The organism is Vicinamibacterales bacterium (assembly GCA_036012125.1).
Classification (GTDB): domain Bacteria; phylum Acidobacteriota; class Vicinamibacteria; order Vicinamibacterales; family UBA823; genus UBA11600.
This window is the reverse complement of sequence record DASCOS010000028.1, coordinates 40,571-50,260: the sequence shown is the minus strand read 5'-3', so window position 1 is coordinate 50,260 and position 9,690 is coordinate 40,571. Positions and strand designations below refer to the sequence as shown.

Sequence of the window (9,690 nt, the reverse complement as noted above, 5' to 3'; positions counted from 1 at the left end):
TACCACCGGAAAGCCTCGGCCACATCCTGCTCCACACCCCGCCCATTAAAGTACCTGCCGCCAAGGCCGGTCTGCGCCGGCAGATGGCCTTGCTCCGCCGCAAGGCGCCACCACCGGACCCCCTCGGCCGCATCTTCCGGTACCCCCCGCCCGGAAAAATACATCCCGCCAAGCCCAAGCTGCGCTTCAACATTGCCTTGCTCCGCTATCCGGTGGACCCACGCCGCGGCCGCGGCATCACCTTGCTCCGCCGCCTGCAAATACCACCGCAGCGCTTCGGCGACGTCCGGCATGACGCCCCGACCGTCGGCATACATCTCCGCAAGATTCACTTGTGCTTCAGCCGAGCCTTGCTCCGCCGTCATGAGGAGCCAGGCCAGCACCTCCGCATCGCCTTGCTCGGCCGCCAGCCGATACCACCGTATCGCTTCGGCCTCGTCTCGCACGACGCCTCGCCCGTTGTAATACCGCCCCCCGAGTCCGGTCTGCGCCGGCAGATGCCCTTGCTCCGCCGCAAGGCGCCACCACCGCACCCCTTCGGCCGCATCTTCCGGCACCCCCCGCCCGGAAAAATACATCCCCCCAAGCCCAAGCTGTGCTTCCGCGTTGCCTTGTTCAGCACGTGCTCGCAGATCAGTAATTCCTTGATCGGCCTCAGCGAGTTCTACTGGCTCTGGGTCCGGCAGTCTAGAACCTTGCGACCGCGTGCCCTTGAATTGCGTATCACGCGCGCACGAGGTTGCGCCCAGCACCGCAGAAGCGATTACAAAAATAGTGATGAGATACGTGTAGCGACTGGCCATAGCGTCCATTCAGCGACCACGATGAAGTAGTTCACCAATAAAATTCTACTTTGTTACTCCGCTTGGCGTATCTAGAACCATGAACCGATATGTTTATGTTAAGGACAATCTCAGCAGAGCCACGAAGGCATGCCGACACCCTTGGCTAACGCTCATAGAGTGCCTCTGACAACCGCCGGCAGTGCACATCCCACCCATACTCTTCGACCACACGCTTTCTAGCGGCGCGGCCGAGTTCATCGCGATTTGACGCATCCGCCAGTCGCTCGATTGCATTCGCTAGGCCGTCAGCATCGTTCGCAGCGTAGGTGAAACCTTCACGACCATCTCGGCACAATTTACTCAGGCGCTCGATATTCGGCACAATGACCGGCAGTCCTGCAGCCATGTACTCAAACACCTTCAATGGTGACCAGTAGAAATCCAGCTGTAACGGTCCATGGGCCTCAACATCAAACGGAGCAACGCCGATGTCGGCGGCGGCAAGGCAAGCCGGCATCCGACCGTGCGACAATCGACCCACAAACACTATGCCCTCAACGCGGCGCGCGGCGCGGCGCACACGCCCAAGCTCTGGGCCATCGCCGACGAAAATCGCCTTGATGTCATTCCTTCCACGACTGCGCAGACGCGAAATCGCACGCACAAGGTGAATAGCGCCATGCCAAGGTCGAAAGGCCCCAGCAAAGATGACGACCGTGTCTCCAGTCTCACGCTGAAACGGTACATCGCCCCGGGCTTCAGGAGTGAATCGGGCGGTATCGGCACCCCATTCAAGCCTGATTACCCGGTGCGGCTCAACCCATTGGGGCAGGATACTGGTACTAGGCGTGACAAATAGATTAGTGTGACGACACTGCCATTCTCGCCATCGCCGCATTGGCTCAAAGACGAGAGCACGATCGATCCACCGTTTAAGGGATCCAGGATGATCAATAATGGGCGCGTTGACCTCCAATACAGCCAGAGCACCTGTTCGTGCGGCTGCCCATACACCTTCCCCACCGAAGTTGTAATACCGTTCGATAACAACGTCAGCCCTAAGCTTTCGTGCAAGGGCCTCAACACGCCGAAGCCGCATCCATCGAAGCTGACGCCAGCCCAACGGAGGCCGTATGAAATGCCAATGCACTGGACTGTCCGGAAGCGTCTCCTTTCCCGGGGTAATCGCGACATGCACTTCGTGCCCGAGTGCTGCAAGCCCAGTCACCACCTGGGCAACGTGAACAGGACCGCCAGTTGTCCCCGGAACTCTCTGATCAATCGCTAGATACAGGATGCGCATCACTCAGCGAGAATCCCTGGCGAACTAGGATTGGGATCAGGCATTCGTTCGATCAGTGCAAAGAAAGGACCGCTCTTGATACGGCCAAACAACAGGAGATCAAGCTTCATCAACCAAGTCACCAACCGCAAGCTGTGGTAGATCACACCACGCTTCTCAATCCAAGCCCTCGCCTCAGTCCGAACAACACGATCCAACTCTCCCGGTCGAGCTGTGTCTTGACCGTCCGACCGACGTTTTGCTCTTCGACGCAAGAACTGTTCACCAACCCGAACCAATATGTTTTCGATGAACGCACCGATGAGGGGCGTGTAGTAACGAATCTTAATGACGTGTAACCGGTGCTTACGAAGCATTCGATGTAAGTCGTCGAGATCTGCAAGGGGATTGCGATGGTCGGATTTGCGAAGGCGTTCGTGAGCTAGGTCGAGCACGCCCACCCGCTCAAGAAAACGCGCGAACGTATTGATGACACGCAAACCAAATGCTAAGGATGAATTGGTCATTACGTGACTGTATACAAAGAACTGTCCTCCGACCGATAATACGCGTGCGGTTTCACTAAGCATCAGCGATAGATCGTCTCGTGAAAGATGCTCTAACACATCTAACGAAACCGCTTTCGTGAAGCTAGCATTCGCTAGTGGCAAACATCTGAGATCACTGACTACTAGATCCGCGACTTGACGAACCTCCGATGAAAAAAATGAACTCACATCAACACCTACACTCCACGCGCCCAATTCTCGATTCCACAAGAGCGACCGTCCATTTCCACACCCGAGATCGATCAGACGGTCGCGCGGCGTGATCTTAAGAAACTTTCGTAAAAGATCCTGGCGAAGTCTTGCTGACAGTACCGGTGTACTAGCAATGTCATAGCGAGCATCAGCGTGTAGCGCCTCGTCTTGGTATACCGTGGTGTCCGCGAACTCTCGGGTCGGCCTCAAGTCAAGAAAGTCCGGTGACGCGCTCGGAAATGCGCGCCCACAGCTAGAACACAGAAGATTCTCAGATTGTCCGAAAAGAGAGCCTCGGCAGTCCGGACATCGTACAAGAGAGAGCAAGTTCCTGGAAATCACATCGGACTCGCCCGTTGAGAATCGTCTAACTGAACACCACTCATAACTTCATTCAGCAGAGCCTCTACACGCTCCGCTCGACAATCCCAGCTGTATTCAGCAACCTCATCAAAAGCCCGCCTTCCAATCCGCTCTGCCAACTTCCGATCCTCAAGCACCCGGCGAAGTCCGCTGGTAAGCGCCGTTGGGCTACCTGGTTCAACGAGTACAGCATTCTCACCATCTCGCAACACTTCACGAATGGAGGGTAAATTCGATGCAACAATCGGTTTGCCAGCAGCCATATACTCGAACAATTTGAGTGGGGAGGTATGGTTAACAGTAGGTTCAGCGCCTACGTTCGGCAAGACCAGAACATCACCCTTGGCTAGCAATCCACTCACCCTCGAAGGCTCAACCATGCCCACAAACTCCACTCGTGAGCCAAGCCCAATACTTCGACTGGTATCCTGGAGGCGTTGAAAGTCCGGCTCGGCTGCATCGCCTCCAATTATTGTTGCGTTCACGCCCTCGAGTTTGACAAGTGCCTGCAGCAGCACGTCCACACCCTTCCAAGGGTAGAGATGTCCAGCGTAGACCACACAGAGCGGCGGTATAGGATGAAGAGTTTCAAATTTCCGGTCCGGTTGAAGGCGTGTTCCGTTTGGAATCACCGCCACCCGCAACCTTTTTCCGAATCGTCTTTCAAGCTCAGCTAGATTCCCGGTCGTAGTTACAATGTATCCGTCAGCACCACACCACACACGTCCTTCCCGCCGCATGAGGCGTCTCTGCTTCCTCGGAGACACGACCCGTGCTGTCGATAGTGCTTGTGATCGCTGGGCAGCCTCAGTGGGTGCAAAGCAATGCGACTCGTAAATTAACGGCGGGCGAAGCTTCCGGGAGAACTGCAATATTAGTGAGGCAACGCCGAGGTCGCGAGTGAAGACCACACCACCCCTTCTGAACTCACTAATCCAGACAAGAACTTGTACAAGATATTGAACTCGTCTAAGCCACATCGTGCCAAGAGCCGGTGCTCGTCGAATTTTGAGGCCAGAAAGTGGTGGAAACCCGTAATAAGCAAATGGGTCACGGGGAGGACTCTTCGTGTCCGGTCTCACCCCCAGGTTGATCTTGTGTCCACGACGAGCCATCGCAGCACAGGTCTCCATCGTCTGGACGCCATTCGCGCGCTCAAGTGGAAAACGGATGTCCGAGAGATACAGTAACCGCACACTAATCCCAGAATCCTAGCGAAGCCGACCTACATCGCGAGCGCACCTCTTCACGGCGTCTTGGGAGCGTAGAACGATTGCCGATCAAAGGCGTAACGATACGCGAGCTCCGGTAACCGACGGGGAACCTCGATAAAGGTTCCGTGAGCATTCCGAGCTAACTCCAGCCGCTGCCGATCCATTATGCCAGCACCAAACTGCGCTATCAGACCGAGATTCCACCACACGCTCAGTGCACAAACACCCCACAGGAGGCGACGAGTCCCAGCACGTGTGACCTTGAACAGTGTTGCCAGTCCCAAGACCCACACAACGGTTAGTCCGACAAAGCGACGCTGACCGAACGCACCGGCTGACGTCCATGACTCAACGCTGCCTGTCACGTAGACTTGAGTCAGCACCATCAGACACAGAAGCAATCCAATCCGCCGCATGTCGGCTCGGTCGGCTGACCCACCGCATCCTGACCACGCCAGCCAAAGCAGGCCACCAGACGCTACGAACAAGAGAGGTGTCCACAAGAACAAGCCGTGCTCCAGAGAGAACAGTACCTGCAGTGCGTGGGGCGCCAACCAATTCATTTTTCCGGTAGTCACATTTGAAGGACCAAGCCGGCCATTTAATACGATGTAACTGATCACCTGCGGACTGTAGACGATCGCAAACACGAAACTGCCAACGATGGAAGCGGTAAACCACTGTTGCGCCGATCTGATTCGATCACTAGAAATGCGAATTCTGGTGATGGCGGTCCAAATGAAATCTGCAATCGGCCCAATCACCAGTAGCAAATCTTGCTCTCGAACCATCGCCATGAGTGCCGTCACAGCACCAAGTACTGCGAGCCCCTGCAGGGACCAAGCTCGTCGGACGCGCAGCCAAACCAGAACGAACACCGCCACCATAAACGCTGAGCATGCATGCGACATCCCCGGCGCGATGTATGTGTAGAACAATAAAGGTGTGCCCAACCACATCAAGAGCCCAGTGGTAATGCCGCCGCCCACCAAACGTCGTGCTACTGCCACGGAAATAACAACCGCAAGGAAGGCGTAGACGGCCGAACCGTATGCCACTGCCGACAAGTAGGGCTGGGAAAACCCGTCGGCTAACACCTCAGACCCAAGCCACCGCATTGTAAGCGCCACCATATGCCCAACTGCATAGGCTGGGGCCCATAGAATGGCACAGCCGATCGTGCCGAAGTTATACCGAAGGCCAGTTTCGGTGCGGAGTTCAAGGAAGGTTTCGTGAAAGCCGTACGCGTGGGCGATCCCTCGGTCATAGAAATACTGATACTCGTTTTCAAACGACAGGTCTTGGTCAAACCACAAAGAGCGAAGAAAGGCAAAATACTCGATCTCATCGGCCGAGTAGAGGCGGGTGGTAACAGCTGGCAACGAGAGCAGGAAGACCAGAATGAGAAGAAGGCCTACTCCCACTCGACTCGTCAACTCATCGTTCAGAAGCCGTAGGCGGCGCGTTATCTCCATCGCAATCGATCGGCCGCACTATACCAAATCCATCCGATCCCACATCGGCTACGAGGGCACAAGAAAGGCTAGAATCTCTATGAGGTGGACGATTTACTAAGAGCGACACACCAGGCGGAGCGAAGGCATTTCTGGTATCGCGGCTTTCGTCTGTTTGTTAAGCCCTTCCTTACAGAAGCTACAAAAGGCGTTTCCCGGCCTCGTATTCTCGACTGTGGTTGCGGTACGGGTGCAAATTTGACGATCCTTCGAGAATATGGCCTTACGTTCGGCTTCGATCTTACTTGGACCGGCATCACTTTCGCTCTAGAAGCGGGGCACAACCGAGTCGCGTGCGCCTCAGCCACACAAGCACCTTTCCCCGATGATAGCTTCGATGTGGCAACCTCCTTCGACGTCTTGTACTGCCTTGAAGATGGAAGGGAGCAGGCTGCCATTAATGAGATGTATCGTCTCGTGCGCCCGGGAGGTGCAATAATTGTCAATGTTCCGGCCATGAGCATGCTCACAGGGAATCATTCGCGCTTCGTCGGAGAGCGTCGCCGGTACTCACGTAATCGCCTTGGTTCAGGACTTGAGCGGGCGGGCTTTCGGGTCGAGAGAATCACCCACACGAACGCTTCGATCTTATTACCAATGCTCGTAGTTAGACTGTTGCAGCGCGTACGCAGTCTGGCAACGAAGTCAGGAACGCAAAGCGACTTTCGAATGCCGCCTGCACCATTGAATGGATTGCTTTCGCTGATCCTCATGGCTGAAGCGGGAATATTGCGTCTGATAGATCTTCCTATAGGAAGTTCGATACTCTGTCTGGCTAGGAAGCCAGCCGCCGAATGACGCCCCATCCTCAGCCGTCTGAACCACAGGCCAGTCTCAGCGTTTTCTTTCCCGCGTACAACGACGGTGGCACCATCGGAAGCATGGTCATAGCCGCCGTTGCCACGGCGCAAAAACTAACAACGGACTACGAAATCATCGTTGTAAACGACGGCAGTACTGACTCGACCCGAGACGTCCTCGAGGAGCTGGAACAGCTTTATCCTAGGCTTCGCGTGATCCACCATCCGCGAAACGGAGGATACGGTGCCGCACTACGCACAGGCTTCGCATCCGCCACCAAGGATGTCATCTTCTATACCGACGGGGACGCGCAATACGATCCCCGAGAAATGACAAGGCTTTGGCAGCATCTCACACCGGAGGTCGACTTCGTTAACGGCTACAAGATTAGCCGATCCGATCCCTTGCATCGGATCATCATTGGACGTCTGTATCACTATCTTGTAAAGACCCTGTTCGGGCTTCGCCTCAGAGACGTTGATTGTGACTTCCGGTTGATGCGTCGCCGTATCTTTGATCAGATCACACTTGAAAAGAACAGCGGTGTCATCTGCCTCGAGCTCATGAAGAAGGTAAAAGATGTCGGTGTACTAGTAACTGAGGTTCCTGTGCATCACTACCACCGCGCGTACGGACGCTCGCAATTCTTTAACGTCCGGCGGATTCTCCGCACTGTTACGGATGTCTTTAAACTCTGGCTCGCACTCGTCTGGCGGCGTGAACAAATCGTAGCCTCGAGGTCTTCAACTCCCCTCTCCTCACGCGTAAAGGATCCAGAATGACACGGGTCCATGGAGAGTCCTATCGTGATTGTCGCGTGTTGATCACGGGTGGGCTCGGATTCATTGGGAGTAATCTCGCAAGACGACTCGTCGACCTTGGCGCCGATGTTTCCATCATCGATTCTCTTATTCCCGACTATGGAGGCAATCTTTTTAATATCTTCGGTATCGAAGATCGCGTGGCCGTGAACAGGTCGGATGTCAGAGATAACAGTGCCATCGACAAATTGGTCCTCGACAAAGATGTGATCTTCAACCTTGCCGGACAGGTGAGTCATATCGACAGCATGAATGACCCTTACACCGATCTCGAAATTAATTGCCGAAGTCAACTGTCGTTGTTAGAAGCGTGCCGGAAACATAATCCCGCCGCAAAGATCGTCTTCGCTGGAACACGCCAAGTTTACGGTCAGCCCGATAGCTTACCGGTCACAGAAGACCATCTCGTGCGACCAGTGGACGTGAACGGCATTAATAAGGCAGCCGGTGAGTATTACCATCTCGTCTACAACGACGTTTTCGGTGTTCGAAGTTGCTCACTGCGATTGACGAACGTATACGGGCCGCGGCAACTGATAAAGCACAATCGTCAGGGCTTCATCGGCTGGTTTATTCGATTGGCAGTTGAAGATCGTGAAATCGAGATCTATGGTGACGGATCGCAAATCAGAGATTTCGTGTTTGTCGATGATGCGGTCGATGCCTTTCTCCGAGCAGGAACGTCCGAAGAGTGTAACGGCGGCGTTTACAATGTCGGTGGTTCCGAAGCAATCAATCTTCGAGATCTCGCAACGAAGCTCCTAGAAGTGGCAGGAACCGGACGGGTGCGACATGTGGAATGGCCGCTAAAGAAGAAAGCGATCGATATAGGAGATTTCTACGCGGATTGCTCAAAACTTACACGGACGGTGGGATGGCGGCCAATGACCTCCCTAGACGTGGGATTGGCCAGAACCGTGGCGTTCTATCAAAATCATCTGGCACACTACGTAAGCGATGTCTCATAAATCGTCCAGCGTCAACGTACTGCCGGAGCTTCCTTTTCTCCAACTAGTTCCCGACGACATCGGTGCGGTGCGCGTTGCGATCGATCGTGTTCTGCACCGCGGTATCTTTGAATTAGGCCAAGAGATGGAAGCTTTCGAAACGGAATTTGCCGGCGCGACAGGCAGTACTCATTGCGTCGGCGTCGGCAGTGGAACAGACGCACTGGCCTTAGCCTTGAGGGGCCTCGGCGTTGGGCCTGGCGACGAGGTTATTACGACACCGCTGACAGCGGCATTCACAGCACTGGCGATCGTAATGACCGGAGCAAAACCGGTCTTCGCTGACATCGATGCAGACCGCATGACTCTGTCACCCTCGGCGGTGGCCGACGCAGTCAGTTCGAAAACCGCCGCGATTGTACCGGTGCATCTCTATGGTCAGAGTGCCGACATGCCAGCATTAATGGCGGTTGCGGCGCGTCATGATCTAGTGGTCGTTGAGGACTGCTGCCAAGCACACATGGCCACCTGTGGTGGTCAGCCGGTTGGCACATTCGGGGAAGCAGCAGCGTTCAGCTTTTACCCAACAAAGAATCTCGGTGCACTGGGTGACGGCGGCGCCATGTGTACGAACAGCAGTCCACTCGCGAACCGCGTGGCAGCCCTAAGAGATGGTGGCCAGACTGCTAAGTACCTGCACACCGAGACCGGTGTCAATTCGCGGCTTGATGAACTCCAGGCCGCTATCCTTCGAACTCGTCTACCACACTTGGCCGAACGAACGGAACGCCGGCGAGTTATCGCGACCGCTTATCGACACGGTCTCATAGAAGCATCCGTCGCCATTCCACCTGAACTCGATGCCGGACACGTCTACCACCTGTTTCCAGTACTGTCGACTCGGCGCGACACCCTTCGGACCTATCTGCGGAACCTCGGCATTGGCACGCTCGTGCATTACCCAACACCGGTGCCCCGGCAACCAGCTTTTTCTCGGTTCACACCCTCTGAATGCCCGGTCGCCGATGCGGCCTGCCACCAACTCCTCTCACTCCCGCTCCATCCTAGCCTCACGGATGAATCGGTCAACCGCGTCTGCGATGCGGTCAATCAATTCAAGCCATCATGCCCGGACTAACGAACGTCGCCCTAGGCGCCCAGTCACACAGACGGACCAGCCAAAGTGATCCTGACCCGGCAAA

The 9,690-nt window shown here is 55.3% G+C and carries 9 protein-coding genes; 4 read left to right on the top strand and 5 right to left on the bottom strand.

Annotated features, from left to right (window positions below; translation table 11 throughout):
* The 5 genes from QGH09_09570 to QGH09_09550 form a co-directional block, all read right to left on the bottom strand.
* On the bottom strand, positions 1–803 hold an 803-nt coding region (locus QGH09_09570; protein HJO18432.1), incomplete at its 3' end, for a tetratricopeptide repeat protein.
* Between the two features lie 145 nt (positions 804–948).
* A complete protein-coding gene (locus tag QGH09_09565; protein ID HJO18431.1) occupies positions 949–2,088 on the bottom strand; it encodes a glycosyltransferase family 4 protein in 1,140 nt (379 codons plus the stop codon).
* Positions 2,088–3,038, bottom strand: coding sequence for a methyltransferase domain-containing protein (locus tag QGH09_09560; GenBank protein ID HJO18430.1), 951 nt, complete (start codon positions 3,036–3,038; stop codon positions 2,088–2,090). Before QGH09_09560 ends, QGH09_09565 begins: the two co-directional genes overlap by 1 nt.
* A gap of 128 nt (positions 3,039–3,166) precedes the next feature.
* Complete coding sequence (locus tag QGH09_09555) at positions 3,167–4,387, bottom strand: glycosyltransferase family 4 protein (GenBank protein ID HJO18429.1); 1,221 nt, start codon at positions 4,385–4,387, stop codon at positions 3,167–3,169.
* A gap of 50 nt (positions 4,388–4,437) precedes the next feature.
* Positions 4,438–5,880: a hypothetical protein gene (locus QGH09_09550; GenBank protein ID HJO18428.1), complete on the bottom strand. Its 1,443-nt coding sequence runs from the start codon at positions 5,878–5,880 to the stop codon at positions 4,438–4,440.
* An 84-nt stretch (positions 5,881–5,964) separates the two neighbouring features.
* On the opposite strand from QGH09_09550, the gene QGH09_09545 reads away from it, so the two are divergent.
* The 4 genes from QGH09_09545 to QGH09_09530 are packed head-to-tail and all read left to right on the top strand — an operon-like array spanning position 5,965 to position 9,626.
* On the top strand, positions 5,965–6,717 hold the full coding sequence (locus QGH09_09545; GenBank protein ID HJO18427.1) for a class I SAM-dependent methyltransferase: 753 nt from the start codon (positions 5,965–5,967) through the stop codon (positions 6,715–6,717).
* Positions 6,714–7,502 (top strand): glycosyltransferase family 2 protein, encoded by a 789-nt coding sequence (locus tag QGH09_09540; GenBank protein HJO18426.1) that lies wholly within the window; start codon positions 6,714–6,716, stop codon positions 7,500–7,502. The genes QGH09_09545 and QGH09_09540 overlap by 4 nt, the downstream gene beginning before the upstream one ends.
* Complete coding sequence (locus QGH09_09535) at positions 7,499–8,509, top strand: NAD-dependent epimerase/dehydratase family protein (GenBank protein HJO18425.1); 1,011 nt, start codon at positions 7,499–7,501, stop codon at positions 8,507–8,509. Before QGH09_09540 ends, QGH09_09535 begins: the two co-directional genes overlap by 4 nt.
* Positions 8,499–9,626 carry a DegT/DnrJ/EryC1/StrS family aminotransferase gene (locus QGH09_09530; protein ID HJO18424.1) on the top strand — a complete coding sequence of 376 codons (1,128 nt, stop codon included), beginning with the start codon at positions 8,499–8,501 and terminating at the stop codon, positions 9,624–9,626. Before QGH09_09535 ends, QGH09_09530 begins: the two co-directional genes overlap by 11 nt.
* The last annotated feature ends 64 nt before the right edge of the window (positions 9,627–9,690 follow it).

Coding starts and splice junctions, on each gene's coding strand:
- QGH09_09565 (HJO18431.1), bottom strand. CDS start 2,088: ATGCGCATCCTGTATCTAGCGATTGATCAGAGAGTTCCGGGGACAACT.
- QGH09_09550 (HJO18428.1), bottom strand. CDS start 5,880: ATGGAGATAACGCGCCGCCTACGGCTTCTGAACGATGAGTTGACGAGT.
- QGH09_09540 (HJO18426.1), top strand. CDS start 6,714: ATGACGCCCCATCCTCAGCCGTCTGAACCACAGGCCAGTCTCAGCGTT.
- QGH09_09535 (HJO18425.1), top strand. CDS start 7,499: ATGACACGGGTCCATGGAGAGTCCTATCGTGATTGTCGCGTGTTGATC.
- QGH09_09530 (HJO18424.1), top strand. CDS start 8,499: ATGTCTCATAAATCGTCCAGCGTCAACGTACTGCCGGAGCTTCCTTTT.